30 protein-coding genes and 1 tRNA gene are annotated in these 24794 nt (G+C 59.9%); 16 read left to right on the top strand and 15 right to left on the bottom strand.

The annotated features are described in order from the left end of the window. Nucleotides 1–10 precede the first annotated feature (10 nt). From CX511_RS11060 to lexA, 4 genes are read right to left on the bottom strand one after another with little or no spacing between them, the layout of a single operon-like run. On the bottom strand, nucleotides 11–3118 hold the full coding sequence (locus tag CX511_RS11060) for an error-prone DNA polymerase (RefSeq protein ID WP_218187395.1): 3108 nt from the start codon (nucleotides 3116–3118) through the stop codon (nucleotides 11–13). Further along, nucleotides 3094–4509 (bottom strand): Y-family DNA polymerase, encoded by a 1416-nt coding sequence (locus CX511_RS11055; protein ID WP_045183848.1) that lies wholly within the window; start codon nucleotides 4507–4509, stop codon nucleotides 3094–3096. The genes CX511_RS11060 and CX511_RS11055 overlap by 25 nt, the downstream gene beginning before the upstream one ends. Before the next feature lie 6 nt (nucleotides 4510–4515). Beyond that, on the bottom strand, nucleotides 4516–5133 hold the full coding sequence (imuA, locus tag CX511_RS11050) for a translesion DNA synthesis-associated protein ImuA (protein ID WP_045183850.1): 618 nt from the start codon (nucleotides 5131–5133) through the stop codon (nucleotides 4516–4518). Beyond that, nucleotides 5133–5753, bottom strand: coding sequence for a transcriptional repressor LexA (gene lexA, locus CX511_RS11045; protein WP_177409674.1), 621 nt, complete (start codon nucleotides 5751–5753; stop codon nucleotides 5133–5135). The genes imuA and lexA overlap by 1 nt, the downstream gene beginning before the upstream one ends. Before the next feature lie 77 nt (nucleotides 5754–5830). On the opposite strand from lexA, the gene CX511_RS11040 reads away from it, so the two are divergent. Beyond that, nucleotides 5831–6487 carry an HAD family hydrolase gene (locus CX511_RS11040; RefSeq protein ID WP_045183854.1) on the top strand — a complete coding sequence of 219 codons (657 nt, stop codon included), beginning with the start codon at nucleotides 5831–5833 and terminating at the stop codon, nucleotides 6485–6487. A gap of 54 nt (nucleotides 6488–6541) precedes the next feature. On the opposite strand, the gene CX511_RS11035 is transcribed toward CX511_RS11040, so the two are convergent. Continuing rightward, nucleotides 6542–6892, bottom strand: a complete 351-nt coding sequence (locus CX511_RS11035) for a hypothetical protein (protein ID WP_045183856.1) — start codon at nucleotides 6890–6892, stop codon at nucleotides 6542–6544. A gap of 160 nt (nucleotides 6893–7052) precedes the next feature. On the opposite strand from CX511_RS11035, the gene CX511_RS11030 reads away from it, so the two are divergent. The 8 genes from CX511_RS11030 (at nucleotide 7053) to csrA (ending at nucleotide 12778) form a co-directional block, all read left to right on the top strand. Further along, nucleotides 7053–7355, top strand: a complete 303-nt coding sequence (locus CX511_RS11030) for a DUF1883 domain-containing protein (RefSeq protein ID WP_038612501.1) — start codon at nucleotides 7053–7055, stop codon at nucleotides 7353–7355. Between the two features lie 3 nt (nucleotides 7356–7358). Beyond that, entirely contained in the window at nucleotides 7359–7529 is a 171-nt protein-coding gene (locus CX511_RS11025; RefSeq protein WP_177327777.1) for a hypothetical protein, read from the top strand. A 27-nt stretch (nucleotides 7530–7556) separates the two neighbouring features. Then, nucleotides 7557–8630, top strand: a complete 1074-nt coding sequence (locus tag CX511_RS11020) for an NAD(P)H-dependent flavin oxidoreductase (protein WP_101292210.1) — start codon at nucleotides 7557–7559, stop codon at nucleotides 8628–8630. Nucleotides 8631–8710: 80 nt separating this feature from the next. Further along, entirely contained in the window at nucleotides 8711–9469 is a 759-nt protein-coding gene (modA, locus tag CX511_RS11015) for a molybdate ABC transporter substrate-binding protein (RefSeq protein ID WP_101292209.1), read from the top strand. Beyond that, nucleotides 9469–10149, top strand: coding sequence for a molybdate ABC transporter permease subunit (modB, locus tag CX511_RS11010; protein ID WP_101292208.1), 681 nt, complete (start codon nucleotides 9469–9471; stop codon nucleotides 10147–10149). The genes modA and modB overlap by 1 nt, the downstream gene beginning before the upstream one ends. Nucleotides 10150–10160: 11 nt before the next feature. Next, nucleotides 10161–11240 (top strand): molybdenum ABC transporter ATP-binding protein, encoded by a 1080-nt coding sequence (modC, locus tag CX511_RS11005; RefSeq protein ID WP_045184384.1) that lies wholly within the window; start codon nucleotides 10161–10163, stop codon nucleotides 11238–11240. A 42-nt stretch (nucleotides 11241–11282) separates the two neighbouring features. After that, entirely contained in the window at nucleotides 11283–12296 is a 1014-nt protein-coding gene (locus CX511_RS11000; RefSeq protein WP_045183865.1) for a DNA topoisomerase IB, read from the top strand. 281 nt (nucleotides 12297–12577) lie between these two features. Next, nucleotides 12578–12778: a carbon storage regulator CsrA gene (gene csrA, locus CX511_RS10995; protein WP_045183867.1), complete on the top strand. Its 201-nt coding sequence runs from the start codon at nucleotides 12578–12580 to the stop codon at nucleotides 12776–12778. 72 nt (nucleotides 12779–12850) lie between these two features. On the opposite strand, the gene CX511_RS10990 is transcribed toward csrA, so the two are convergent. Genes CX511_RS10990 through CX511_RS10980 form a run of 3 tightly spaced genes read right to left on the bottom strand, consistent with a single transcriptional unit; the run spans nucleotide 12851 to nucleotide 15851 of the window. After that, a complete protein-coding gene (locus CX511_RS10990) occupies nucleotides 12851–13219 on the bottom strand; it encodes a response regulator (protein WP_045183869.1) in 369 nt (122 codons plus the stop codon). Between the two features lie 19 nt (nucleotides 13220–13238). Further along, on the bottom strand, nucleotides 13239–14684 hold the full coding sequence (locus CX511_RS10985) for an ATPase domain-containing protein (protein WP_045183871.1): 1446 nt from the start codon (nucleotides 14682–14684) through the stop codon (nucleotides 13239–13241). A 12-nt stretch (nucleotides 14685–14696) separates the two neighbouring features. Then, the gene (locus tag CX511_RS10980) at nucleotides 14697–15851 is read right to left on the bottom strand and encodes a two-component system sensor histidine kinase NtrB (protein ID WP_045183873.1); all 1155 of its coding nucleotides are present in this window, start codon (nucleotides 15849–15851) and stop codon (nucleotides 14697–14699) included. A 249-nt stretch (nucleotides 15852–16100) separates the two neighbouring features. Between CX511_RS10980 and CX511_RS10975 the strand changes: the two genes are divergently transcribed. Both CX511_RS10975 and CX511_RS10970 read left to right on the top strand, forming a co-directional pair. Continuing rightward, nucleotides 16101–16185 (top strand) — tRNA-Leu (locus CX511_RS10975). A 117-nt stretch (nucleotides 16186–16302) separates the two neighbouring features. Then, nucleotides 16303–16716 carry a DoxX family protein gene (locus CX511_RS10970; RefSeq protein ID WP_045183875.1) on the top strand — a complete coding sequence of 138 codons (414 nt, stop codon included), beginning with the start codon at nucleotides 16303–16305 and terminating at the stop codon, nucleotides 16714–16716. Between the two features lie 15 nt (nucleotides 16717–16731). Here CX511_RS10970 and CX511_RS10965 read toward each other — a convergent pair whose 3' ends face one another. Further along, entirely contained in the window at nucleotides 16732–16917 is a 186-nt protein-coding gene (locus tag CX511_RS10965) for a hypothetical protein (protein ID WP_045183877.1), read from the bottom strand. Between the two features lie 85 nt (nucleotides 16918–17002). Between CX511_RS10965 and CX511_RS10960 the strand changes: the two genes are divergently transcribed. After that, nucleotides 17003–17245: a hypothetical protein gene (locus tag CX511_RS10960; RefSeq protein ID WP_045183879.1), complete on the top strand. Its 243-nt coding sequence runs from the start codon at nucleotides 17003–17005 to the stop codon at nucleotides 17243–17245. Between the two features lie 30 nt (nucleotides 17246–17275). On the opposite strand, the gene CX511_RS10955 is transcribed toward CX511_RS10960, so the two are convergent. Then, complete coding sequence (locus CX511_RS10955; RefSeq protein ID WP_101292207.1) at nucleotides 17276–17473, bottom strand: hypothetical protein; 198 nt, start codon at nucleotides 17471–17473, stop codon at nucleotides 17276–17278. 220 nt (nucleotides 17474–17693) lie between these two features. Between CX511_RS10955 and CX511_RS10950 the strand changes: the two genes are divergently transcribed. The 3 genes from CX511_RS10950 to CX511_RS10940 all read left to right on the top strand — a co-directional run bounded on the left by CX511_RS10950 (nucleotide 17694) and on the right by CX511_RS10940 (nucleotide 19398). Continuing rightward, nucleotides 17694–18026 carry a YceK/YidQ family lipoprotein gene (locus tag CX511_RS10950; RefSeq protein WP_101292206.1) on the top strand — a complete coding sequence of 111 codons (333 nt, stop codon included), beginning with the start codon at nucleotides 17694–17696 and terminating at the stop codon, nucleotides 18024–18026. A 120-nt stretch (nucleotides 18027–18146) separates the two neighbouring features. Beyond that, nucleotides 18147–18386, top strand: a complete 240-nt coding sequence (locus tag CX511_RS10945; RefSeq protein WP_101292205.1) for a hypothetical protein — start codon at nucleotides 18147–18149, stop codon at nucleotides 18384–18386. Nucleotides 18387–18813: 427 nt separating this feature from the next. After that, nucleotides 18814–19398, top strand: coding sequence for a hypothetical protein (locus CX511_RS10940; RefSeq protein ID WP_045183887.1), 585 nt, complete (start codon nucleotides 18814–18816; stop codon nucleotides 19396–19398). A 60-nt stretch (nucleotides 19399–19458) separates the two neighbouring features. Here the strand turns inward: CX511_RS10940 and CX511_RS10935 are convergent, their stop codons facing one another. Next, complete coding sequence (locus CX511_RS10935) at nucleotides 19459–19926, bottom strand: anti-virulence regulator CigR family protein (protein WP_045183889.1); 468 nt, start codon at nucleotides 19924–19926, stop codon at nucleotides 19459–19461. 102 nt (nucleotides 19927–20028) lie between these two features. Between CX511_RS10935 and osmE the strand changes: the two genes are divergently transcribed. Beyond that, complete coding sequence (osmE, locus tag CX511_RS10930) at nucleotides 20029–20391, top strand: osmotically-inducible lipoprotein OsmE (protein WP_101292204.1); 363 nt, start codon at nucleotides 20029–20031, stop codon at nucleotides 20389–20391. Between the two features lie 102 nt (nucleotides 20392–20493). Here osmE and CX511_RS10925 read toward each other — a convergent pair whose 3' ends face one another. The 4 genes from CX511_RS10925 to CX511_RS10910 form a co-directional block, all read right to left on the bottom strand. After that, complete coding sequence (locus CX511_RS10925; RefSeq protein ID WP_231353407.1) at nucleotides 20494–20694, bottom strand: hypothetical protein; 201 nt, start codon at nucleotides 20692–20694, stop codon at nucleotides 20494–20496. Between the two features lie 635 nt (nucleotides 20695–21329). Continuing rightward, on the bottom strand, nucleotides 21330–21725 hold the full coding sequence (locus CX511_RS10920; RefSeq protein WP_045184389.1) for a hypothetical protein: 396 nt from the start codon (nucleotides 21723–21725) through the stop codon (nucleotides 21330–21332). A gap of 669 nt (nucleotides 21726–22394) precedes the next feature. Beyond that, complete coding sequence (locus CX511_RS10915; protein ID WP_218187396.1) at nucleotides 22395–23546, bottom strand: lipase family protein; 1152 nt, start codon at nucleotides 23544–23546, stop codon at nucleotides 22395–22397. Continuing rightward, complete coding sequence (locus CX511_RS10910; protein ID WP_218248903.1) at nucleotides 23533–24729, bottom strand: LssY C-terminal domain-containing protein; 1197 nt, start codon at nucleotides 24727–24729, stop codon at nucleotides 23533–23535. The genes CX511_RS10915 and CX511_RS10910 overlap by 14 nt, the downstream gene beginning before the upstream one ends. Nucleotides 24730–24794 lie beyond the last annotated feature (65 nt).

Below are 24794 nucleotides of genomic sequence, written 5' to 3'. Positions count from 1 at the left end.
CCCCCTGCACTCAACGAAAATCCCGACTGCGCACATCCAGCCCCTGTAACAGAGCACTGAGGTCTTCCAGCCGCTGGGCAATCAGGTGGCGCACTCCGCTCTCGCACTCCAGCCGCCCACTCACGCGCATCAACTGTGAGCCCACCAGCACTCGCCGCTGCCGCTCGGCCAAGTCACGCCAGACCACGACGTTGACATTGCCAAACTCATCTTCAAGGGTGACAAAGGTCACGCCACTGGCCGTTCCCGGGCGCTGACGCCCGGTCACCAGGCCCGCCACGCTGACCTTGTCGCCATGCTCGGCCTCTTCCAAGGCTCGAGAACTGCGACAGCCCATGGCGTTGAGGCGACGCCGCAACAAGGTCAGCGGATGCGGGCCCAAGGTGGTGCCGACACTGGCGTAATCGGCAAACATATCCTCGCTGACGGAGGGCTGCGGCAAGCTCACCGGTGCCTCCACCGGCGCCTCGATGCCGGCGAACAACGGCAACTGCGCCTGTACCGCCGCCACGCTCCAGCGCGCCCGGTAACGGTCGCTGGCCAATGCGCGCAAGGCACCGGCATCCGCCAGTAGTTCGCGGGCACGGGCATCGAGTTGCGCCCGCAGGCAAAGATCACTGACGTCACGCCAACCATACTCAGCGCGGGCCTGCTCGATCCGCTGGGCATCCTGCTGGCGAAAACCGCGAATCTGGCGCAAGCCCAGGCGAATCGCCAAGGCGTCCCCTGCCCCCGGCTCCAGGCTGCAATCCCAGTCGCTGTGGCAGACATCCACCGCACGGATCTCGATCCGGTGCCGACGGGCATCCTGAAGAATCTGGTCAGGGCTGTAAAAACCCATCGGCCAGCTATTGATCAGCGCGCAGGCATAGATCGCCGGCTCATGGCACTTGAGCCAGCAACTGGCGTAGGTCAGCAAGGCAAAACTGGCCGCATGGGACTCGGGAAAGCCATAACTGCCAAAACCCTTGATCTGCTCGAAAATACGCTCGGCAAATTCGCTGCTGTAGCCATTGGCGAGCATGCCGCTGATCAGCCGTTCGCGGTGCGGTTCCAGCCCGCCATGACGCTTCCAGGCGGCCATGGCCCGCCGCAACTGATCGGCTTCGCCCGCCGAATAGCCGCCAGCGACCATCGCCAGTTCCATCACCTGTTCCTGAAACAAGGGCACCCCCAAAGTGCGCTCGAAGACTTTCTTCAAGGCTTCGGAGGGATAGCTCACGTCTTCCAGGCCCTGGCGTCGGCGCAAATACGGGTGGACCATATCGCCCTGGATCGGCCCGGGGCGGACGATGGCAACCTCGATCACCAGGTCGTAGAAGTCCTTGGGCTTGAGCCGTGGCAGCATGGCCATCTGCGCCCGCGACTCGATCTGAAACACCCCGACCGTGTCGGCACGGCCAATCATTTCGTAGGTCGCCGCACAATCGGCGGGGATCGTCGCCAGGGTCAACTCACGGCCGCGGTGGCGGTACAGCAGGTCGAAACAGCGGCGCAAGGCGCTGAGCATGCCCAAGGCAAGGATATCGACCTTGAGCAGACCGACCAGGTCAAGGTCGTCCTTGTCCCACTGGATCACCGTGCGCCCGTCCATGGCGGCGTTCTCCACCGGCACCAGGCTGTCCAGCGGCTGCTCGGAAATCACGAAGCCGCCGGGGTGTTGGGACAAATGCCGGGGAAAGCCGATCAGCTCAGCGGTCAGCGCCAGCACCCGGCGCAGCAACGGGCTGTCGGGATCGAAGCCGGCTTCACGCAGTGGCTGCGGTGCTGGCAGACCATCGCTCCAGCGCCCGCAACAGTCGGCCAGGGCGTTGATTTGCGCCACCGGCAGGCCGAGCACCCGGGCGATGTCACGCACCGCGCCGGCGGCATGGTAGGTACTGGCAACCGCCGTCAGGGCTGCGCGGTGACGACCGTAGCGGCTGAACACATACTGCAGCACCTCTTCACGCCGCTCGTGCTCGAAGTCGACGTCAATGTCCGGCGGCTCATCGCGCTCACGGGAGAGGAAACGCTCGAACAGCAAGTGGCTGTGCATCGGGTCCAGTTCAGTGATGCCCAGCACATAACACACCACCGAGTTGGCCGCCGAACCCCGCCCTTGGCAGAGAATTCCCTGACCACGGGCAAAGTTGACGATGTCGTGAACAGTGAGGAAATAGCTTTCGTAGTTCAGCTCGGCAATCAGCTCGAGTTCGTGCTCCAGGGCTTGGCGTGCCGTGTCTTCGAGCCCCCCCGGCCAACGCCAGCGCTGCCCCTGTTCGCATAGGTGACGCAACCAGCCGCTGGCCGTTTGCCCGTCAGGCACCAGCTCGCGGGGGTACTGGTAGCGCAGCTGGCTCAGGTCGAAACGACAACGGGCGGCGATGCGCAGGGTCTCCTCAAGCAAGGCCGACGGGTACAGCTCGGTCAGTTGCGTCAGCGGTCGCAGGTGCCGCTCGCCGTTGGCAAACAGGCGTTGGCCGGCTTCGGCCACCGTGCAGTGATGACGGATCGCGGTCATGCTGTCCTGCAAGGCCCGCCGCCCACGGGCATGCATGTGCACATCGCCCGTAGCCACGGCAGGAATGTGCAGGGACGCGGCCAACGCCAGCAACTGTGGCAGGCGCACGCCATCGTCGGCGCCGCGGTGCAACCCCACCGCCAGCCACAGACGCTCGGCAAAGCGTGTGCGTAGCCAGTGCCCGACCGCTAGGTCCTGCTCACCTTCGTCGGGCACCCACAGGGCCAGCAAACCCTCCAGCGGCACGTCGAAGTCCTCGCGTAGCAGTTGATAGCTACCCTTCTGCGCCCGTCGCCGTCCCAGGGTGATGAGCCGGCAAAGGTGTTGGTAACCGACCAGGTTCTCCGCCAGCAGCACTAACTTGGGCCCCTCATGCAGGCGTACTTCACTGCCGACAATCAAGGGCAGTTCCACCGCCCTCGCCGCCTGCCAGGCCCGAACGATCCCGGCCAGGGTGCATTCGTCAGTGATCGCCAGGGCCTGGTAGCCCTGCAGACGGGCGCGCTGGAACAGTTCCTGGGCGCTGGAGGCACCGCGCTGGAAACTGAAGTTCGACAGGCAGTGCAGTTCGGCGTAGGCCGCTGGCGTGCTCATGCAAACCAGCCCTGCAGCCACAGCGGCCCGTCTTCGCCAAGGTTGCGATAGGCCCAGGCGTACAGCCCGGTCGTGGTCTGTACCCGGTAATAGTCGCGCCGCACATCGCCACCGTCCCACCAGCCGGACTCAATCCGCTCGGCGCGTGTAAGCAGTTGCACGCCCACACCCGGCAAGGCCTGGGGCTCGGCCAGCAGCCAGCCTGGACGCAGCGCGGCCGGCGTGAGTGGCGCCGACCTGGCAGCGTTATCCAGACACCAGGCGCATTCCGGTCGATGATCGGCCTGGGCCGACAGGCTGTGCACCGCCGTGTCGCCCAGGCGTGCCCGCAGGCGTTCGCGCAATTGCTCCCAAGGCTGGTTCTGCTGCGGACGCGGTTCGAACAGTTCGCGATGCTGCGGCACAAAGGCCGGCAGGTCTTCAGCGTGCAGGCGCAGGTTACGCACCGGCGCCGCCAGTTGCAGTGGTTCAAGGCGTCCACGGGCCAGTTCGAACAGCATCACAGGGTCACGTTCGGCGGCCAACAGCCCCACGTTCACACAGGTGTCAGGCCCTTCGGCGTGCTCCAGGTGCAGGGTAAAACGCTGCACGCCACTGTCGCGGCCGGCCAGGAACGCCGCCAGGTCGTTGATCAGGCGGCGCAGCGGAAAGAGCAAGGCCTGGTGCGACTCGACATCGAAATTCAGCTCCAGGCGGGCCTCAAAGCGATCCGGCGGCAGGTAGAAAGTCAAGGCCATGGGCCGCAGCCCCAGCAGGCGGTCCAAGTGCAACTGCACCGCTGCGGCAAAACGCCGGGCCACGGCCTCACGCGGCAACGCCATGACCTGACCGAGGCGCCGCAAGCCCATGCGGGCAAAGGCGCTGGCCGCCTCCGCGGGGAGCCCTACCCGGTCGATGGGCAACTGTTCAAGCGCAGCGCGGGTCTGGTCGGGGCACTCGAGCGCCAGGCCATCGTGGCAGTTGGCAAGCATGCGCGCCGCCACCGGGTTGCTCGCCAGGACAATCCGGTGGCGAAACCCCAGAGCCGTCAGTTCGGCGCGCAAACGTGCTTCGAATGCAGGCCAGGGGCCAAACAGGCCCAGGCTGGACTCGACTTCCAGCAACAGTACCCGTGGGTAATGCAGGCTGACCTGAGAACTGAATTGGTAAGCCCAGGCGGCGAGCAGTTGCTGCAAGGCGTCGATAGCCGCCGGGTCGTGGTCAACGCAGGTGAAATGCCCCGCCAACGCCTGAGCCGTAGTCAGCGGCTGCCCGGCGCGCAAACCGAGGGTCGCCGCCGCTGGGTTGACGGCCTGCAGCACGCGGCGCTGAGGCGGGCCGCTGAGCAGCGCCAGCGGCGAGTCGGGGTCGGCGCGCCCGCGCAGCACCGCGTCGAGTGCCAATTGCGGCAGCAGGATACAAGCCCAGAGCATGATCCATCAGCCTCGACCGGGGCAGGCTATAGGCCGCACCGGCGCCAGGCCACCGCGACATTTGAGCACCCGCCACTGGCTCGGACGGGCATCAATGGCAATGCGCAACGCCGCCGGTGAAGGGTTCAGCGCGGCTTGCAAAGGACGTAAGGCAAAGGCCAGGCTCTGGCCACTTTCGGCCGCCACCTGCAAACGGCGCAAGGCACGGTCATCGGCCTTCTGCGGCCAACACAGTACCGCGCCACAACTGCCCGAGCGCAGGCATTGTTCGGCGGCCCAGAGCACCTCGGCCGGAGCTGTCTCGACCAGGGTCAGCCACTGCAGGTCGACACCGGCCGCCTGCCAGGCGGGCGCATAGGGAATGAACGGCGGTGCAATCAATACCACCCGCTGTGCGCTAGCCGTCAGGCGCGCCAGGCTGGGCCAGAGCAGTTGCAGCTCGCCACAGCCCTCGGCGGCCAGCAATAGCTCGGTAAGCGCGCCGGGCGGCCAGCCACCACCGGGCAGCGCCGAATCCAGCGCCGCATGGCCGGTAGGCTGCAGGCCCTGAGGCTGGGCCTGCGGGCGGCCCTTCCAGACCCGTTGCTGGTCGAGCAGCCCATCGAGGCTGACTACCGCGCCCATCAGCCGCGCCTCACCAGGCCGCAGAATACGCCTTCAATGAAGAAGTCGTGCCCAGGGCCGACCTCGATCGGGGCATAAGCCGGGTTGCGTGGCAGCAGCCGGTACTGCTGGGCGCTGATGCATTCGAAACGCTTGATGGTCACCTCGCCATCAAGGCGAGCGACGATGATCTGCCCGTCACGGGCTTGCGCCTGTTGCTTGATGCCGACCAGGTCGCCGTCGAGGATGCCGTCGTCGATCATCGAGTCGCCGCGCACCTTGAGCAGGTAGTCAGGCGCGCGGCTGAACAACTGGGCGTCGAGCATGAGCTGCTCGTGGATGTCGACGTCGGGGCCAATGGGCCGACCCGCGGCCACCTGGCCCAGCACCGGGATTTCCAGAACCTCGGGGCGGCGCAAGGCACCGGCCAGACGAATGCCCCGCGCCTGATTGGGCGTGACCTCGATGAAGCCGGCCTCGGTCAGGGCCTGGACATGCTTGCGCGCCACGCTGCGCGAGGCAAAGCCAAAGGCGGTAGCGATGTCGGCCAGGCTCGGCGCCTGGCCATGCTCGGCTATACGCTCACGGATAAACGTGAGAATGGCGCTGCGTTTGGGCGATAATCTGTTCATGGAGTACATTTGTACTCTTTTCGGCGCGCACTGACCAGCCCCTATAGTCGGGTTATGATGAGCGGCCCTTGCATTGGATCCCTGGCATGCTTGAAGCCCTGCTGTTCGATCTCGACGGTACCCTGACTGATACCGACAAACTCCATCTGCTGGCCCTGCAACAGTTGTTGCTGGAAGAAGGCCGGGTATTGACCGAGGCACAGTTCGATGCCCATGTCAGTGGCCGGGCCAATGCAGACCTGTGCCGCTATCTGTTCCCTGATCGGTCATTGGCCGAGCATCAGGCGTTCGCCGACCGCAAAGAGGCTCGCTTTCGTGCACTGTCACCGACGTTACAGCCCATGGCCGGGTTGCTCCGACTGCTTGAGCATGGCGAGCAGGTAGGCCTGGGCATGGCAGTGGTGACGAATGCGCCGCGGGCCAATGCCGTGCACATGCTCGATGCCATGGGGCTGAGTGGACGTTTTAAGCATGTACTGGTGGCTGAGGAGCTGCCACGGGCCAAACCGGATCCACTGCCCTACCTCACCGGCCTTGAATGCCTGCAGGCGCAGGCCAGCCATGCATTGGCGTTCGAGGATTCACTGCCGGGGGTAACAGCGGCCAGCCGGGCCGGGATCTTTACCGTGGGCTTGTCCACCAGCCAAGCGCCTGCAGCGCTGCTCGCGGCCGGGGCGCAGTTGGTAGTGGCGGACTTCGAAGATCCCACGTTGTGGTCGCTAATTGAGCGCATGTCGGCCTAGCACCTACCGATGCACTAGCAACAGCCTTCTGGCGCTGATTTTGGAGATGAGGTCTTAGCCCGAGATGCAACGCGTCGCTGCAGTCTTCACATCGCCCAGGCGCAACGGGAAGTTGTTCAAGCGCTCGTAGAGTTTGATACTGCTACCACTGCCGCGCTCATTGATGTCGACCAGCGCCGCAGGGCCACTGCCCACTTTTTGCGGTACCACCAGACGCAAGCCGTCATGCCGCTGTTCGACTTCCAGAGGCCCACGGCTTTCGGCCAGGTGCTGCTGAACACAGGTGGCGTACTCCTGGGGCTTTTTGCCAGAAATCACGTTCAATGTTTCCGGCGAATGTTCAAGCTCCGAGACGCTGACGCAACCCCCTAATGTCACAGCCAACGCCACTACAACCCACTTCATCAAGCTACACCTCCACCACGGAAAAAGAATCAGACCACGCCCAGACCATTTTGCTCCCTGAATTGGCAGATTTATCTTGGGCCAGGCACGAAGGGCGACAGTGTAACCGTTGATCATGGTATCGTTTTGATTTGCCCAAAGATCCATTGCGGAGAGCAACATGAAATTCGTACACCAGCGCGAACACCTCAACGAAGACGACATCGTCGTCATCGAGTGTTCCCAGCGCTGCAACATCCGCCTGATGAACGACGCCAACTTCCGCAGCTTCAAGAATGGCGGGCGCCATACCTACCACGGCGGCGCGTTTGTCGACTTCCCGGCGAAGATCACTGTACCCAGCACCGGCTTCTGGAACATCACCATCGATACCGTGGGCCCACGTGCATTGTCGGCAGTGACCAAGCCGACCTTCACTCACAAGATCAAGTTCATCCGCCGTTCGTCGTCGAAACTGAGATAAGCCATGAGCCAGACCACCAAGTACGTCATCAAATACAAGCTGGACGGCGAACAACGCTTCGACTTCGCCCAGATGAACAGTGATGCACCGCAGCAAGTGCAAGCCGCCCTGGAAAAACTCCACGGCGAAGATGCGAAAAAGATCACCGACATCAAGGTGAGCAAAGCCCTGTAACGTCACCGCGCACAAGGAATCCCAGGCATGAGCCACTGGCCGGACACCCGTCTTCTCGACCTGTTGGGTATCGAGCTGCCAATTATTCAGGCTCCCATGGCTGGCTCCACCGGTTCTGCCATGGCCATTGCCGTGAGCAATGCCGGCGGCCTGGGATCACTGCCTTGTGCAACCTTGAGCCTGGAGCAGATTCGCACCGAACTGCAGGCCTTCAGCCAGGCCAGCAGTGGGCCGTTGAATGTCAATTTTTTCTGCCACCAGCCGCCGCAGCCCGATCCGGCGCGCGATGCCGCCTGGAAGCAGGCGCTCAAACCTTACTATGAGGAGCTGGACGCCGATTTCGAGGCGCCGACGCCGATATCCAACCGCGCGCCGTTCGACGACGCCACCTGCCAGTTGATCGAAGCGTTCAAACCCGCCGTGGTCAGCTTCCATTTCGGCCTGCCCGAGGCCAGCTTGCTGGCGCGGGTCAAGGCCACGGGGGCGAAAGTACTGTCCAGCGCCACCACCGTCGATGAGGCGATCTGGCTGGAACAGCACGGTTGCGACGCGATCATCGCCATGGGCTATGAAGCTGGCGGTCATCGCGGAATGTTCTTGAGCCGCGACCTCAACACCCAGGTTGGCACCCTCGCCCTGGTGCCGCAGGTGGTCGATGCGGTGAGCGTGCCAGTCATCGCCGCCGGTGGTATCGGCGACCATCGCGGTATCGTCGCGGCCTTGGCCCTCGGCGCTAGCGCCGTGCAAATGGGTACCGCTTACTTGTTGTGCCCAGAAGCCAAAGTGTCCGCAGCCCATCGCCAGGCATTGACAACAGCCAAGGACAGCGACACGGCCTTGACCAACCTGTTCACCGGGCGCCCTGCCCGCGGCATCAGCACCCGAATCATGCGGGAACTGGGGCCGATCAGTGATCTGGCCCCGGATTTTCCGCTGGCCGGTGGCGCCCTGATGCCCCTGCGCGCAATCAGTGAGCCCAGCGGCAACAGCGACTTCAGCAATCTCTGGTCTGGGCAAGCTGCGCGCCTGGCCCGGGCTTTGCCAGCAGGCGAGCTGACCCGTAGCCTGGCAGAACAAGCCTTTGCTCAATTGCGGCGTTAACGCTGCGCTTTCCGTTTGTCGGGAATTCGCTATATATTTACGTACATAGCGATTCCCTTCCGCCCATGGAGCTGTGTTTCATGAGTAAGTGCGCCCCTCGATTTGCCCTGGCCGCCCTGGCCACCTTCATGACTTTCAACAGTGCCTGGGCCGATGAAGTCCAGGTCGCTGTCGCCGCCAACTTCACCGCGCCGATCCAGGCTATCGCCAAAGACTTCGAGAAAGACACCGGTCACACGCTGGTCGCCGCCTACGGCGCAACCGGACAGTTCTATGCGCAAATCAAGAATGGCGCGCCGTTCGAAGTGTTCCTGGCTGCCGATGACAGCACCCCGGCCAAGCTTGAAAATGAAGGCGCCAGCGTCAAGGGCTCACGCTTTACCTATGCCACCGGCACCCTGGCCTTGTGGTCGGCTACCCCTGGCTATGTCGATGACAAAGGTGAGGTGCTGAAAAAGAACCCATTCAAACACCTGGCCATTGCCAACCCCAAAGCCGCCCCCTATGGCCTGGCGGCCACACAGGTACTGGACAAACTCCAGCTGACCGATGCCATCAAAGGCAAGATTGTTGAAGGCCAGAGCATCACCCAGGCCTTCCAATTCGTCTCCACCGGCAATGCTGAGCTGGGCTTTGTGGCACTGTCGCAGATCTACAAGGATGGCAAAGTCACCGAAGGCTCAGCCTGGATCGTTCCGGCCAACCTGCATGAGCCGATCAAGCAGGACGCCGTAATCCTCAACAAAGGCAAAGACAGCGCCGCTGCCAAAGCCCTGGTCGAGTACCTCAAAGGTCCGAAAGCCGCGGCAGTGATTAAATCTTACGGTTACCAAATCTGATGCCACTGGATGCCAGCGACCTGGGTGCCATCTGGCTGACCTTTAAACTGGCCAGCCTGACCACCCTTATCCTGTTGCTGGTCGGCACCCCCATCGCTTGGTGGCTGGCGCGCACGCGCTCGTGGCTACGCGGGCCGGTGGGGGCTGTGGTTGCCCTGCCCTTGGTGCTGCCGCCGACGGTGATTGGCTTTTACCTGTTGCTCGCCCTGGGCCCCAACGGCTGGATCGGCCAGACCACCGAAGCGCTGGGGTTGGGCACCGTGGTGTTCAGCTTCACTGGTCTGGTGATCGGCTCGGTGATCTACTCCATGCCCTTTGTCGTACAACCACTACAAAATGCCTTCAGCGCCATCGGCGAGCGTCCATTGGAAGTGGCGGCCACCCTGCGCGCCAGCCCCTGGGACCGTTTTGTCCATGTTGTACTGCCGCTTGCCCGCCCGGGTTTCATCACCGCCAGCATTCTCGGTTTTGCCCATACGGTGGGTGAGTTCGGCGTGGTATTGATGATTGGTGGCAACATCCCGAACCAGACCCGTGTCGTTTCAGTACAGATCTTCGACCATGTCGAAGCCATGGAGTACGCGCAAGCGCACTGGCTGGCTGGCGCTATGCTGGTGTTTTCCTTCCTCGTGCTGCTGGCGCTGTACTCCAGCCGCCGCGGCAAAGCAGCCTGGAGTTGAGCGTGCAAAAGATGATTCATGCCCGACTCAAGGTCGCCCGTGATACCTTCGACCTGGATGTCGACCTGCAACTACCCGGACGCGGCATCAGCGCTTTGTTTGGCCACTCGGGCTCAGGCAAGACCACCTGCCTGCGTTGCCTCGCCGGCCTGGAGCGAGCGTCCGAGGCCTATATCGAAGTCAATGGACAGGTCTGGCAGGACTCGCGCCGCCACCATTTCATCGCCCCGCACCTGCGCCCGGTCGGCTATGTGTTTCAGGAACCGAGCCTGTTTCCACACCTGAGCGTGCACGGCAACCTGACCTTCGGCTGGCGCCGCGTCGCCGCCCAAGCGCGCAAGGTCAGCCTCGACCAGGCCTGCGCGTTGTTGGGCATCGAGCACCTGCTCGAACGCAAGCCCGCCACGTTGTCTGGTGGCGAAGCGCAGCGCGTGGGGATCGCCCGGGCCTTGCTCAGTAGCCCGCAGTTGCTGCTGATGGACGAACCCCTGGCCGCCCTCGACGGGCCGCGCAAACGTGAGATCCTGCCATACCTGGAGCGCCTGCACGATGAGCTGCAAATCCCGCTGATTTATGTCAGCCATGCCCAGGACGAGGTGGCCCGGCTGGCGGACCACCTGGTGCTGCTGGAACAGGGCAAAGTTCAGGCCAGCGGTCCGATTGCTGCCACCCTTGCCCGCCTTGACTTGCCTCTGGCCCAAGGCGACGACGCCGGGGTGATCATCGAAGGTCAGGTCAACCGTTACGACACGGACTACCAGTTACTGGCCCTGAAGCTACCTGACAGCGCCCTGGAACTGCGCTTGGCGCATGCACCGTTGGCACTCGGTAGCACGTTGCGACTCAAGGTCCAGGCCCGCGATGTCAGCTTGAGCCTGGCCCATGAGAGCCATTCCAGCATCCTCAACCGCTTGCCCGTGCGCGTCAGCGGCCATCAGCCAGCGGACAACAGTGCCCATGTGTTGGTCAGCCTTGATGCCGACGGCAGCGTGTTGCTGGCACGCATCACTCGCTATTCGGCCGACCAGTTGGGCCTGCACACAGGCCAACAACTGGTGGCACAGATCAAGTCGGTGGCACTGCTGGGCTGATCACGCGGTCCATAGAACAAGCCCCGTGACTGGACCTGCACCATGCCCGATACTGCCCTGCCCGCTGGCCTGCACTATGTTGACGACAACCAGCCTGGCCTGCGCCGTAAAAAATCGCGCGCAGGCTTTGTTTATGTCGATGCCAATGGCCAGCGCATCCGCGACCCAGTCACCCTGGAGCGTATCAAGGCCCTGGCCGTGCCTCCGGCCTATACCGACGTGTGGATCTGCGCTGACCCGCAAGGTCACCTGCAAGCCACCGGACGCGACGCTCGCGGGCGCAAGCAATACCGCTATCACACGCTGTGGCGTGACTTTCGTGATAGCCACAAATACGCGCGCATGCTGGCCTTCGCCGATGCACTGCCGAAACTGCGCCAGCAACTGGACAGCCAATTGGCGCGCCCAGGACTGGACAGGGAAAAAGTCATGGCCTTGGTGGTCAGCTTGCTCGACACCACCTTGATCCGTGTTGGCAACCGTCAATATGCCCGCGACAACAACTCCTTCGGCTTGACCACCCTGCGCAACCGCCACGTCAAGGTCCAAGGCAGCGCCATACGCTTCAGCTTTCGCGGCAAGAGCGGAATCGAACATCAGGTAACCTTGCGCAATCGTCGCCTGGCCAATCTGATCAAGCGCTGCATGGACCTGCCCGGCCAGGACCTGTTTCAGTATCAGGATGCGCTTGGTCAGCGCCATTGTGTCGGTTCGGCCGACGTCAACGCCTTCCTGCAGCAGCTGACCGGCAGCGACTTCACGGCCAAGGACTATCGTACCTGGGCCGGCAGTGCCCTGGCCCTGAGCCGCTTGCGCACCTTGCAATGGCAACCGCAGAGCGAGGCGCGCCGACAGATCGTCGACACCGTCAAGCAGGTCGCCTTGCGCCTGGGCAACACCCCGGCAGTCTGTCGCCGCTGCTACATCCACCCGGCCTTGTTCGAGTGTTTTGTCCGCGGCGAGTTGGCCAACTTGCCCGCGGCGCGTAAACGCAAGGGTCTGGAGGTCGAAGAAGTCCGCCTGGCGCTGTTTCTGCAACGGCTGTGCAGCCCTTGAAAAACCACTCAAGCGTCCTCAACTCTCCTATCATGCAGAGAAATTTCCCATATCCGCTCAAGCCCCCTATGCTTGCGGGTGTGAGCAGCTTCCGCTGCTGCGCCAGGCTAAATCGCCCCTTCGGGCACCTGCGACTAAAGACTCACGACAGAATCTGTGTTCGGGGGAATTAATATCCGCCGAAAGCGTCTTTAATGAAGGAAAAGAGGAACCCGTTCCACGGATTCCTGGCTTGTGTGGGCGCGGCCTGCAAAGCAATTTACGTTACCAAGGAGATATACATGCTGATACTCACCCGCAAGGTTGGCGAAAGCATCGTCATCAACGATGACATCAAAGTCACCATTCTGGGCGTCAAAGGTATGCAAGTGAGGATCGGTATCGATGCACCTAAAGATGTCCAGGTGCACCGCGAAGAGATTTTCAAGCGCATTCAGGCCGGCAGCCCGGCACCGGATAAAGGAGATACTCATCACGAGTAACGCCCGCTGATTCAAGCCGCACGGATGCGCTTGACCCTGATACGTCAGCCTAGGTGGCGGGCCGCAATGGCTTTACGACGACTCGGGCGCGCCGACCAATTCCTTGACCTTGGCGATCATTTGGGTGATATCGAAGGGCTTGTCGAACACCGCCACGAACAAGTCAGGATTGTCCCGCCCCTCGTGAGCCTGAGCACCGCTCATCAAAATCAGCGGCAGGGATAAGCGCAATTGATCGCGAATGTTTTTCGCCAGTTCCTCTCCGTTCAACAGCGGCATCATATAGTCGGTTATAACCAGATCCACTTGCTTGTCTTTGAGGATGTCCAGCGCCTTTTGCCCATTGCTGGCCGTCTCCACCACGTACCCTTCATCCTCTAGGGCGTAGCCCAGGATATTGGCAATGAGGTACTCGTCGTCGACAACCAGAATCCTCCTCATGGCTGTCTCGCCTGCCGGCTCACGTGCCCGCCACCGGCGCCGGGGTGCCGGACAGCACAGCGGTGGCCTGAGTGAAGGCTTTTTGCAGATCGATGCCGTGATCACTGATGATCAGCTCCAGCAACGCCGGGTCATAGCGACTGTCACGTACCTTGAGAATCGACAGCAAGCGTTTTAACTCCGAATCCAGTTCGACAAACCGCATCAACAGCAGGTTATCGACAATACTCGATAGGCCCGGTGTTGGCGCATTGATCTCCGAACCGAAAATATCGCGCATTTCCCAGGTTGCCATGACACTGACGTCGCGGGCACGCAGTTCACTGGTCAAGGCCCGAAAGAACTCATTAAGGCGCGCCGGATTGGTCGTCAGGCGAGTGAACGCGCCGAAGCTGTCAATCAATACTCGCCGGCTTGCGTGCTGCCGCACCTGGCGCAACAACCGCGCCCCCACATCATCCAGCGCCCCTTCGGTGGTCGGCTGCCAGGCGATGCGCAGTGCGCCGCTACGTTCCATCGCGGCGAAATCGTAGCCCAAGGCGCTGGCTTTCAAGCGCAAGCGTTGGGGCGTTTCATAGAAACCAAAATGCAACGCGGGTTCCTGTGCAGTGGCTGCGGCCAGAAAGCTCACCCCCAGGGAGGTCTTGCCGATCCCGGACGGCCCGATCACCAAGGTCATCGAGCCACCGGGCAAACCGCCACCCAGCAACTCATCGAGAACCCTGACGCCGCTGCTAACCCGGCTGAGCTCTGCGCCCCCTAAGTCACTGGGCTGACTGTGCAACGACTCCAGGCGCGGATAGACCTGCAAGCCATCCTCAGTGATCTCGCACTCGTGCAATCCGGACAAGGCCCCACTGCCACGGGTTTTGCGCAGTTGGATGCTACGCACTGAGCGACTGCCAACCAATGCCTCACTCAGCTCGATCACGCCGTCGACCATGGTGTGCTCGGGGCTACCGTCATCCAGGCGCGAGCTGGTCAGGAACAACACCGTGCAGTCGGCGAAGGCCGCATGCCCCTGCAGCTCAGCAATGAATTTCTTGGTGTCCAACGGCGTTTCAGCCCGTGACCTGGCGGTCAGTAAACCGTCGACAATCAACAACGTTGCCTTGTGCCGACTGATTTCGCCACGCAGCAACTTGACCACCTGATCCAGGCCCTCGCGCTCCAGGGTATCGAAGGCACTGACAAATTGAATTTGCTTGCCTACCAGGCTTGGGTCAAAGAAGCTTAAGGTCGACAAGTACTGGAACAAGCGTTCGTGCGACTCACTCAACAAGGTGGCAACCAGTACCCGCCCGCCCTGAGCAACATGATTGAACGCCAACTGATTGGCCAGGATAGTTTTCCCCGACCCAGGCCGCCCCTGAACAATGTAGGAGGCGCCGACGATCAGCCCTCCCTTGAGCAGTGCGTCCAACCCTTCAATGCCACTGGCAAGACGTTTGAGTTGTTCCACGATACGCGCACCTATTCAGTCCAAGAGCGTGATGACCGGCGTAAAAACCGGCAGATACAAGGTCATGCACGTGCCTTCACCCAGCACACTGGCAACGCTCACGGCACCATTGCTTTGCCGGGTAAAACCATAAACCTGACTCAACCCCAGTCCGGTTCCCTGGCCAAACGCCTTGGTAGTGAAAAAAGGCTCGAAGATCCGCGGCAACACGCTGGGGTCTATACCTCGACCATCATCGCTGACGTCCAGTCGTACAAAGCGACCGTGCAAGTCATCGACCTCACCGTCAAGCAGACAATTGCTGCCCTGCAGGCGAATCACGCCCTCACTCTCCACGGCATCACGGGCATTGAGGATTAAGTTGAGCAAGACCATCTGCAACTGTCCACCATCGACGCCAAGGTCTTGCAGCCCTTCTTCCAGTTGCACCTGTAGCTCGACACCGCTGGGTAATGCATGCCCCAACAGCATGCGAATCGACTCGACCAACGTCGACAATTGAACCCGCCCCTGTTTCAACGACTTGTGCCGGGCAAAGCTGAGCAACTGCTGGGTCATTTGCGTACCGCGCTCGCCAGCATCGAGGATATGCTCAAGCAAGCGCTGGTTGCGCTGTGGGTCTTTGCTGTTAAGGGCCAACTTCGCCGAACCGATAATGATGGTCAGCAGGTTGTTGAAGTCATGAGCCATGCCACCGGTCAATTGACCCAGGGCTTCGAGCTTCTGTGCCTGGAATAACTGAGCGCGCATGGCATCCAGTTGCTGGGCCGCCTCGCGCCGGTCAGTGATGTCGCGGGTGATCTTGGCCAGGCCGACGATTTCACCGTCCGGCGAGCGAATCACATCCAGCGCCGCCAGGGCCCAGAAGCACGTACCATCCTTACGTACACGCCAGCCCTCGTCTTGGGCAACGCCGGTACGCAACGCGCACTCCAGTAACAACGCTGGCCGGCCTTCGGCGAGATCTTCTTCCGTGAAAAACAGGGAGAAATGCTGGCCGATGATTTCATCGGCGCTCCAGCCCTTGATCCGCTGGGCACCTGCATTCCAGGACACCACATAACCATCAGGGTCAAGCATGTAGATGGCATAGTCCACCACCGCCTGCACCAGTTGTTCATAACGACTGGCCTGCATGGTGTGCAAATCCGAGCGATCAGAAGAACTCATAGCTATTCCACGCAAAACGCAGACGTATTCCAGCATAGACAGCCAACACCGCGCGCAATTCCAACGCATTGCATTTGTGTTGAAAATGTCGCGACAACGCCTCAGAGAAGGCCGAGCCAGACCCTCGCCGCCGGTTGACTCAAATATAACGATGAGTTATAAAGCTCGCTTGATTGCGGAGGAAATGCTTTTTCCTCCAGGGCTTCGATTCAACAGCGCGCCCCGGTCGCCAGACCCTTTCAAACCTGTGCGAGTGTGGTGGAATTGGTATACACAGCAGACTTAAAATCTGCCGGCGTGAGCCTTGCGGGTTCGAGTCCCGCCACTCGCACCATCTTCTGAGAAGGCGCCTTTCATGGCGCCTTTTTGCTGCCCGCGATTCCCCTTCCCGGGGGCAAAGGCGAGAATCAACTGCTAAGGTGAAATGGCCCCATTACAAAGGAAGGCGGCCATGCGCTATACCCTGTTCGACAACCAGCGTGACGTAATCATCTTGCTGGCGCGTATTTTGTTGATGATTCTGTTCGTCATGTCTGGCTGGAGCAAAATGACCGGATTCGATGGCACTGTCGGCTACCTGGAATCCTTGGGCGCACCGATGCCCACGGTTGCTGCCGGGGTCGCAGTGATCATGGAGTTTTTCGTCGCGATCTTATTGATCCTGGGGTTTTACACCCGCCCACTCGCGTTTCTGTTCGCCCTGTTCGTGATTGGCACAGCGGTGATTGGCCATCCGTTCTGGAACATGGTTGATCCAGCGCGTGCGGCCAACAGTGTGCAGTTCTTCAAGAACCTGAGTATTTGTGGCGGCTTGTTGTTGCTGTCAGTGACAGGCGCCGGCAAGTTCTCGGTAGATGGGCGGTAGCAGGACGACAGCGGCCTACAGGTCATCCAGCGGGTCGACGCCCTCGTCCCAGTCCATCTCATCCAGGGCGTCGGCGTGCTCATCGTCCTGAGGATCAAACAAGGGGTCGACTTCGTCCTGCAGTGCCGGATCGATTTCATCGAACTCATGATCGAGCAGGTGATCGTGTTCCGGCTCGTGAATGTCCAGGTCGTCGCTCATCATCAGTTCCTGCAATAGCACATCGGGAAAATGGGGACGCTTGTATAAGCCAGGGGCCTCGAATCGTCAACGCCAGGGAGCAACCATGAAATACTTGCTGATCTTCCTCGCCAGCTATGTGGTGACGTTCTATACCGTCGGAGCCATTATTGGCGCACGCCTTCAAGGCCTGAGCGAAGACCTGCACCAATACCCCCATGCCCTCATTCAAGCTCAATACCTGGAAGATGTGCGCCTGCACGCACAACATTCGAAGATCGAATACTGCGCACTGCTGGGCACCCTGCTGGCAATGGTGGTGTCGCTGCTGGTATGGGCGCTGACTTGAATCACCGTGCCATCCGATTGTGACCCACCCTTAGTCCGACTGGCGAAGCAACGCAGCATTCGCCTGGCGCACCATGTCGAGCCACTCACTGGCACTGACCGACCCAGACCGCTCCAAGCGCTCCGCGGCCATCAAGGCCTGGTTATAGTCAGCTTCCTGCAACACGCCATCGCCGAGAAAATTGCGACGCCATTGCACAATCGCAACAGCTCCTTTCTTGTCATCCATCCCCATTTCCAACTCACTCTGGTTACAGGCAGCCATGACGAGTTGCCGCCCAAGCGGCGGCGAGGTTACACGACAGCCATTGATTTAAGAAATATTTGCATTCGCATTGCGACGATCGGTGAGTTTTTTGGCACACCTGCATCAAGGGTTGATACCTGGCCACAAAAAACACCAGCGGTTCCATTACACTCGCCAGCCAAGTAAGCATGGAGGCTTAAAAATGAAAGCAATAGGCAGTTTATTGATCGTGATCTCGCTGACAGGCTGCGGGACGATCAACACGGTGTTCAGGGACGACAGCGTGGCGAGCAGCAAGCTCGCCCACTGGCAGTCCCATTGCGACTCCATCCCACGCATTTATAGCGGCGCAGCCCTGGACTTCTGTGCCTTGCATGCCGAACCGCGACGAACGGTTGGCAGCACAGGGCAACCTTCAGCGGTATTGATGATGGTGGACTTGGTGCTGTCGGGCGTCGCCGACACCGTTGCCCTCCCCTACACGATCTACGCACAGCAGCGAGACGGTGATATTCCCAAAACATGGCTGAAATAGCAGACAGCACCGATGCTTTGACAGTGATGCCCCTACCTCTGGTCGCCTGCCTCAACGCTTTGTTGCAGCTCGCTGATTGGATGACTAATAGTTAGTTGTCTGCCTGGGGAGGCACAAAAAATGCAACCAAGATTCGTTATCGTTCCGGCGGTACCAATAGAGCAGGAATCCTTCCGCACTGGCACCCGCTACTACGCAACAACTGTTTCAGGTGGCTTCGACATCTACGATAACCAGGAAAAAGGTCGGCTCAAACCCAGCTATCAGAACAAGGAAGACGCAATAAAGCACTGCGACCAGATGAATGCCGAGGACAACTCAAGCCCAGTGCAAGGCCCTGCATACCTGCTGCAAACCTAGCCATGGCGACCATTGCCACGAAGCAACGAATGTGTGAGTCGTGGCAATGGTGCTGGCGTGCGCCAGCTGAGCGGATCCTAATAAGAATCCTGGTACAGCACTGTAGGAATATTCGCGAGGCGCTCAATAATTGCTGTGTATAATACCGTCGTCATTTGCAACTGATTCTCAGTTGCCGCTTGGATAACCTCGACGCAACGTTCCCTTTTCCTACGTGCAGGCGCAACGCGCCTTGCGCCAGGCGGGGCGGCGCAGAGAACAAAAAGTTCTTTGTCTTTGTAGGAAAACTGCTGTGATCTTGTCATATAATTCCCAGCTGCTGTCCAGACCGAAGCGGGCAGAGAGAGTCGTAAAGACCGACTTTGACTATCACCTCCATCCTAGGCGAACCTCTTACATTGAGTACGGTTCAATCAAGGAAGACGCAATGAACATGCTCAAACTTGTATTGGCAGGCATCCTGATTCCATCCTGCACTTTGGCTGCCGATGCAGGCCAAACCAACATCAGCTGGCCGCAGGAGCCGACCTCCTTCATGGGTGTCGATCTGCATGGCGACTTTCTCAACGACGTAGACGAATGCCCGTCTGACGTGTCCCGTCCGGATACTCTTTGTCGTGTGAGCACAGAGACCCCTGATCAGTATCTGATTCTGGGCTCCGACTCCCGTCGCGTATTGCTCGGCTACCAACTGATTGCGCAACTCTCCAACGGCCGAATCGATAAGCTGGTATTTACTGGGCCTGCGAATAGCAGTGCGCTGGTTGCTGAAATGCTGCGCACCGATTTCGGGCCACCGTCACAGAGCAAAACCAACCTGGTAAAAACCAAATCAGGTGCCACGTTCGATAATGAAGTACTTGGATGGACGGGCGAGAAACTGTCTATCGAGTCTCAGCGCAACAATGAAGACTTGGGCGTCTACAGCGTGCAGCTCATCAACACGCCGATGTCGATCAGCAATGTGCAAGATGCCGAGCAAGCGCCTGCTTCGGACGTATCGAAAATCTGAATCGCGCCTGAACTCGACTAAACGTACACGCCGGCACATACCCTGCCGGCGCGGCTGTTACTAATCGAGGGCGCCGTTAAGCACTTCGTAGATGATGCCCGTGGCAATGGCTACCAGGATCAGATCGGTTCCGGCCTGCTGCCACTCATAACCATCATAATGAGGAAGACGGCCCAGTAATCGCCCATCGAGCTTTTTTGCGATGCCAGGGGGCAATGGTTTCCCACGCGCCAGGTTTTTCTGAATGCCCGGTGGCAATGCAGTGCCGGGGTTCCAATAGTCGTTGTAGCTGTTCAATATACCCAGAACACCACTGCGATCAATCGACGGCCCATGGTCCCAGTCGCTGCGATCATCACTTTTCCCTTTACCTGAACCACCCGGATTGCTGTGATTCTGGGCTTTTTGTCCGTTGCCCTTGCCGTGTCCCTGGCTATTGCCATTACCCGGGTCAGCCAACGCGCTAGCGGAACTCGCCGCGAATACCAGACTTGTGAAGATCACCAATAAAGATCTAGCTCTGAACATCTCTCGTTCTCTTAGGCATTGGCGCGCCCTGCGGCACTCGACTTTAATTTAAGTGACATCCCTATGAGTCTCTCAACGACACTCAGGTGCGGGAACACTGCCATGTACACACCTATTTTAGCGCTGATTGTCATACTTTTAGCGGCCAGTGGCTGCTCCACTGATGCCGATATCTACCGCGACCTGCCCTTGGTAGCAAAGGTTGAGACCGGCATGAGCAAGGAACAGGTCCAGCGCATCGGCGGGATGCCTCTCTCCGTCACCACTCGCACTGTAGTGCCCGGCACCTGCTTTGACTACATCCTCACCAAACCCGGCCACCAGCACGCCTACAATGTCAGCTTCGACAGCGCCGAGAAAGTGGATCACACGAGTTTTATGACCTGCACACAGTGGAGCCATGCCCAAGAGCAGGCCAGGGAACCACCCAGCAATGTGGGCGGGATCAGCGGTTCAGGGTATTAAGTGAGGAAAGCGCGCAAAGTCAGGCGCGTTGCCAATGCTGGAACTACCGCGCCACGCAATCACCGTGTGGGTAAATGTGGCGCGGAAGCTCAGGTACGCAGATTATTTGAGTTGCAATCGAAGCTGATTCAAATATTCAAGTGAAGCCATCTTTTCTTCGGTACCAGGTGGCCCATCGCTACCCATGATGGAGGCGTAAGCGTCCTCATAGACTTTCGCAACAACCTGGGCGTTTTCCGAGCGTTTCAAGAAAGCCATAAGAAGGTGTTCTACCGCATCGACTTGCGCTTGATTCAAGCTCACAACGACCTCCTTGACCCGACCCAATGCCGGTCCTTTGTAATACCCCATTAGCGCAGAAAATACCATCTGCTGGGTCACGGCAATCTGGTCATCGTGCGTCCATGCTTACTGGGTGAAATCTGCTGGACATTTCTCAGCCTGCCCGGAGGCCGGTAAAATATTCTCAGCGTATCTTACGCCGACCAACAAAACCGACTGCTGTCCGTCCTTGTCGATCAGCATGGCATCACAGTCGAGGCCACAGGACTCGCTAGAGGTGAAGCATATGTCCTGATCAACGAAACGGTAGAGGTTCTCTGGCCACCCTGAACAGTCATACATCCCGAGCCCCGGACAGGAATACGCCTCAATCTTACCGGCAGCGAGGATTTTTGCCCCTTTCACATCCTGGACTGACGCTTGCGCTAATGCTGAGTCGATTGCAAATGCGCAAGTAAGGAGAAGGACTGAAACTTTGGACATGCGCTGGACTCGGATGGGCTTGGATTGAATTGAGTTGCTAACTTACCGGTTGTCTAATCCAAATTAAATAATTGCCCTTAGCCACTATTGCGGGTTCGGGAAGCCTTTTTGTATCAGCGATGCATTCATAAAAAATGGTCATCAGGCATTGACCTCTTTTACAGTGATAATCGCTAGTCTTCGAGCAAGCCCAGGCCGTTGGAGCCTCCGAACGCCGGGGCGCCGGGGGCCTGCTTATTCCGTTCGCGATCTGAGAAATACTTCTGCCTGGCGACATCTGCTCGTGCCAAGAGACTTGAATTGCGTGGCTTTCCTCGCTCATCGACTAATACAAGCGTGAAGGCACAGTGACAATCGATGGCATTATCGTCTTTTGCCATCCAATGCCTGATATCGTCAGCCGTATACAACCAACCATGGCGCGCTGCGTGTGATGCACGGGTCGTGGGTGACAGCGCTGAAATATGCATAAATCGATGCATTATCCCAAGTCGATGACAATCAGCCTCGTCTTCTTCAAGGTTGCGCATTCTCATTTGCTGCACTTGAGCATCTGTCAGTGTGGCCATTGCGCAGCCCCTGTGATGAGCCCTACCCTTTCCCTGAGAGGCCCCCGGGTGATGAGCGATTTCCCCCGCATTAGGGGATAGAACTGGGCCAGCGCCCAATGAGTCTTTCGCCTGAGGGGTGTACTCTCGATACATGTGGATAGCTACCCCATCAACAAGCAGTGCTATCACGACCGCAGCGATCTCGAAATAGCTCACTATATCAATCATAGCTCTGCTCCCAGCGTGATCAATTTTGCTAGGTGGAGCAAGTTCTATTCCAATTCTCAATCGTCATTACCGGCTACAGAGCAGCTCAGGCTATTAGGCTCTGTATGAAAAGTTTTGAGACGAAGGTCAGGCAAGGCGAAAACAGCAGAGGAAGCGGAGTTTACGGGTTGTAACTGAGCATTCTGAGGCTGTTTTCAACGCAGCATCACCGAGTATCAAGGCTTTTCGTACAGAGCCTAATGCTGTTTTATTTGAACTGCAGCCTCCCAAGGCAATGCCAGCCAGCAGCACTGCCAAACACTTCATGCTCGCCCTCCTTGTTGATGGCCGCAATCAATCTCTGTGTCACCAACAGCCTGCAAGCCACCTCCCAACGGATGCCGGCAGCCTGCCACGGTGCGTGTAATGCAGCGCGCTGAGCAGCAGGATCGAACGATTGCCGATACATGAGGGAACGGATCAGCGCGAAGATGCCGCCAGATCCTCTTCGACGAAGCGCAGCATCGCCTCTGCCAGCGCCTCGCGCGGATAGGCATTCTGAGTCACCAACAGTGAAGCGAGGGTCGAATGCGTTCGGGCGATCGGCACTGCCAACGCCCAATGATCGGCATTGATATAGCCCATCAAGCTACTGCCAGGCACCATCTGATCATAGAAGATCACTTGGCTGTCGTTGCGGGCATCGATGCGCGCCAGCTTGTTGTAACTCGACTTCAGCACGGCCGAGATGTGATCCGGCTGCGGGAAGGTAACGAGCGAATAGTAGTTCAGTTCGGACGGCAGCCGGTTCTGCGCCAGCCAGTTCTTGCGCGTTGCGGGTCGCAAGCTGTTGATCGCGCCACCGTCGCCCGAATCGCAGGTCGCACCAGGAAAGTGCCGCAACAGGTCCGCCTGGTACTGCTCGGCATCGTTGGCCAGCGCCGAGCCGCCGACCGAGCCGGCTGCGCTGATTACTGCCGCCACGCGGCTGCGGATTTGCGGGTAAGCGACCATCGCTTCGAGAATGTCGGGCGCGCCCTTCGAATAGCCGATCAGGACGAGGCGCGGCGGTCCGGCGTCGGCTGGCATCGCCATGATCGCGTCACGTATCTGCCGAGCATTGTTTGCGGAACTCGATAAGGCATCGACCTTGATCTGCACCAGGTCATATCCGAACTGACGCAGATGAATCGCTACGCTGCCGGGCGCTTGAAGCCATTGCTCAAAGCATTCGTAGCCGACGCCGGCCACCACAGCGCCGATAAGACGGCGTTTCGACTGACCGAGTTCAACGGATTTGCCGGTGCCACCCGGTTCGCTACCGACGCGCGTCAGTGCCTCCTCGCAAGGGCGGTAATCCGGCAGGTCGCTTCTTCGCGCGTCGAGGATCGAGCAAAAAATCTCGCGAAAGCGCGCCCGCTGGTCCTGCACGCCGGCCTGCGACGCGGGGACCAGCACTAGCGGCGGTGTGTCCGTCGAGTAGGCCATCAGCGGCGCGGGTGTGCAGGCGGTGAGCGCATAGCAGCCAGCGATCATCAGCCATGCCATGCCCGCACTGCACAACAAGCGGTGGGTACCGCACAAACGGTCGGCCAAATCATCCGGCCTGAAGAACTGGTCACTTGCGGGCATCGTCGACCTCCTTCCGTGCAGGCGATTCGCGCCGGTCCAAATACGGTTCCCAATCGAGCATCTGCACCTCCGACAGGCTGAGTGGCCGCGTCGCAAAGAACATGACCGCACGCAGTCCGTCGCTGAAGTAATGGCCGCCGCTGAACGTCGTTCGCCGATGTGCCTCCGATGCGGGACCGACACCGGTGACGAACCCGAGCTTGGCCAGACCGGCCGAATACATCATGTCCTGGATCAGTAAATTTCTCGCCTCATCGACGTCCTCATGCAAGACGAGGTTTTCCGACTCGCGCGGTGCAAAGCGTCCGCCGGTCGGTCTTGCGACCTGCGCGAGATAGACGGAGTTACCGTCGAAGCGCATTGGCGTGTTCCACACACGCACCCAAGTCGCCGGCGCTCCAGCTTGCGATTGCTTGCGAACCACGGCATCGGGCATGCGGCCGAACACACGTTCGGCCGCATCCGCGGGGTGCGCGGCACGCCGGTAGCCGCGACGCACAAATGCGGCGGCGATATCGGCGAATTCACCGACGAGAATCGCATTGATCGGATCGCCGGCCGCCCTACCGTTCGCGTCAGCGGCGCAGCAGGGAAAGCGCTCCAACGCGGAACGCAACGCGGCCAGATCGTCATAGTCCTTGATCTCGGAACCCTGATGTTGGAACAGGCCTTCGGCGAACCATTTTTCGCCTGCATCGTCCGGGACCCGCAAGAAGAGGGAGAACGGGATCAGCGTCTTTCTCTGCAGCAGATCGATATTCAGCAGCCGCGTAACGCGCTCCGGGTTGATGAACAGCAGGCCCGCTTTCGTTTCGCCGGGCAGGACGGGATTCTTGAACCCCAGTTGGTCCAGGTGTGCATTGATGCGCGCGTTCGCTGCCGGGGCGAATATCCCGTGCATGGACCAGGCGACTTCAAGTGGCGAGAAATAGTCGGGATCGGTTCCCGGTCGCAGTAACAAAAGTGGATCGGCAGTCTGGTTCTGGACTTCGACCCACACGGGCTGCACGCGGGTCTTTTCCAACTCCACCCCCAGCATGCGCCGCCTGTCTTCGGCACTGAGCACGGCGGCGCTAACGCGCACCTGATGCCTGGTGGCCGTCTGCGCACGTTCACGTAACTCGGAAGTACTGAAATCGGCAGGTGCCTGCCAGGTCGTACAAGCAACGACGAGCGCAAGCATCGCTGCACAACTCATGGTGCACAAGCAGCGCATTGCGCACCGCAGAGTCCCTCTGGCGCGTGGCG

Origin of the sequence: Pseudomonas sp. S06B 330 (assembly GCF_002845275.2) — a bacterium.
In the GTDB taxonomy this organism is placed as follows: Bacteria; Pseudomonadota; Gammaproteobacteria; order Pseudomonadales; family Pseudomonadaceae; genus Aquipseudomonas.
The sequence above is the reverse complement of the archived record's forward strand: the minus strand, read 5'-3'. Positions and strand labels throughout refer to the sequence as shown.

Excerpts from the sequence above, each read along its gene's own strand:
- CX511_RS11055 (WP_045183848.1), bottom strand. The coding sequence starts at position 4,509 with ATGCTCTGGGCTTGTATCCTGCTGCCGCAATTGGCACTCGACGCGGTG.
- imuA (WP_045183850.1), bottom strand. The coding sequence starts at position 5,133 with ATGGGCGCGGTAGTCAGCCTCGATGGGCTGCTCGACCAGCAACGGGTC.
- lexA (WP_177409674.1), bottom strand. The coding sequence starts at position 5,753 with ATGTACTCCATGAACAGATTATCGCCCAAACGCAGCGCCATTCTCACG.
- CX511_RS11040 (WP_045183854.1), top strand. The coding sequence starts at position 5,831 with ATGCTTGAAGCCCTGCTGTTCGATCTCGACGGTACCCTGACTGATACC.
- CX511_RS11035 (WP_045183856.1), bottom strand. The coding sequence starts at position 6,892 with ATGAAGTGGGTTGTAGTGGCGTTGGCTGTGACATTAGGGGGTTGCGTC.
- CX511_RS11030 (WP_038612501.1), top strand. The coding sequence starts at position 7,053 with ATGAAATTCGTACACCAGCGCGAACACCTCAACGAAGACGACATCGTC.
- CX511_RS11025 (WP_177327777.1), top strand. The coding sequence starts at position 7,359 with ATGAGCCAGACCACCAAGTACGTCATCAAATACAAGCTGGACGGCGAA.
- CX511_RS11020 (WP_101292210.1), top strand. The coding sequence starts at position 7,557 with ATGAGCCACTGGCCGGACACCCGTCTTCTCGACCTGTTGGGTATCGAG.
- modA (WP_101292209.1), top strand. The coding sequence starts at position 8,711 with ATGAGTAAGTGCGCCCCTCGATTTGCCCTGGCCGCCCTGGCCACCTTC.
- modB (WP_101292208.1), top strand. The coding sequence starts at position 9,469 with ATGCCACTGGATGCCAGCGACCTGGGTGCCATCTGGCTGACCTTTAAA.
- modC (WP_045184384.1), top strand. The coding sequence starts at position 10,161 with ATGATTCATGCCCGACTCAAGGTCGCCCGTGATACCTTCGACCTGGAT.
- CX511_RS11000 (WP_045183865.1), top strand. The coding sequence starts at position 11,283 with ATGCCCGATACTGCCCTGCCCGCTGGCCTGCACTATGTTGACGACAAC.
- csrA (WP_045183867.1), top strand. The coding sequence starts at position 12,578 with ATGCTGATACTCACCCGCAAGGTTGGCGAAAGCATCGTCATCAACGAT.
- CX511_RS10990 (WP_045183869.1), bottom strand. The coding sequence starts at position 13,219 with ATGAGGAGGATTCTGGTTGTCGACGACGAGTACCTCATTGCCAATATC.
- CX511_RS10980 (WP_045183873.1), bottom strand. The coding sequence starts at position 15,851 with ATGAGTTCTTCTGATCGCTCGGATTTGCACACCATGCAGGCCAGTCGT.
- CX511_RS10970 (WP_045183875.1), top strand. The coding sequence starts at position 16,303 with ATGCGCTATACCCTGTTCGACAACCAGCGTGACGTAATCATCTTGCTG.
- CX511_RS10965 (WP_045183877.1), bottom strand. The coding sequence starts at position 16,917 with ATGAGCGACGACCTGGACATTCACGAGCCGGAACACGATCACCTGCTC.
- CX511_RS10960 (WP_045183879.1), top strand. The coding sequence starts at position 17,003 with ATGAAATACTTGCTGATCTTCCTCGCCAGCTATGTGGTGACGTTCTAT.
- CX511_RS10955 (WP_101292207.1), bottom strand. The coding sequence starts at position 17,473 with ATGGATGACAAGAAAGGAGCTGTTGCGATTGTGCAATGGCGTCGCAAT.
- CX511_RS10950 (WP_101292206.1), top strand. The coding sequence starts at position 17,694 with ATGAAAGCAATAGGCAGTTTATTGATCGTGATCTCGCTGACAGGCTGC.
- CX511_RS10945 (WP_101292205.1), top strand. The coding sequence starts at position 18,147 with ATGCAACCAAGATTCGTTATCGTTCCGGCGGTACCAATAGAGCAGGAA.
- CX511_RS10940 (WP_045183887.1), top strand. The coding sequence starts at position 18,814 with ATGAACATGCTCAAACTTGTATTGGCAGGCATCCTGATTCCATCCTGC.
- CX511_RS10935 (WP_045183889.1), bottom strand. The coding sequence starts at position 19,926 with ATGTTCAGAGCTAGATCTTTATTGGTGATCTTCACAAGTCTGGTATTC.
- osmE (WP_101292204.1), top strand. The coding sequence starts at position 20,029 with ATGTACACACCTATTTTAGCGCTGATTGTCATACTTTTAGCGGCCAGT.
- CX511_RS10920 (WP_045184389.1), bottom strand. The coding sequence starts at position 21,725 with ATGGCCACACTGACAGATGCTCAAGTGCAGCAAATGAGAATGCGCAAC.
- CX511_RS10915 (WP_218187396.1), bottom strand. The coding sequence starts at position 23,546 with ATGCCCGCAAGTGACCAGTTCTTCAGGCCGGATGATTTGGCCGACCGT.
- CX511_RS10910 (WP_218248903.1), bottom strand. The coding sequence starts at position 24,729 with ATGCTTGCGCTCGTCGTTGCTTGTACGACCTGGCAGGCACCTGCCGAT.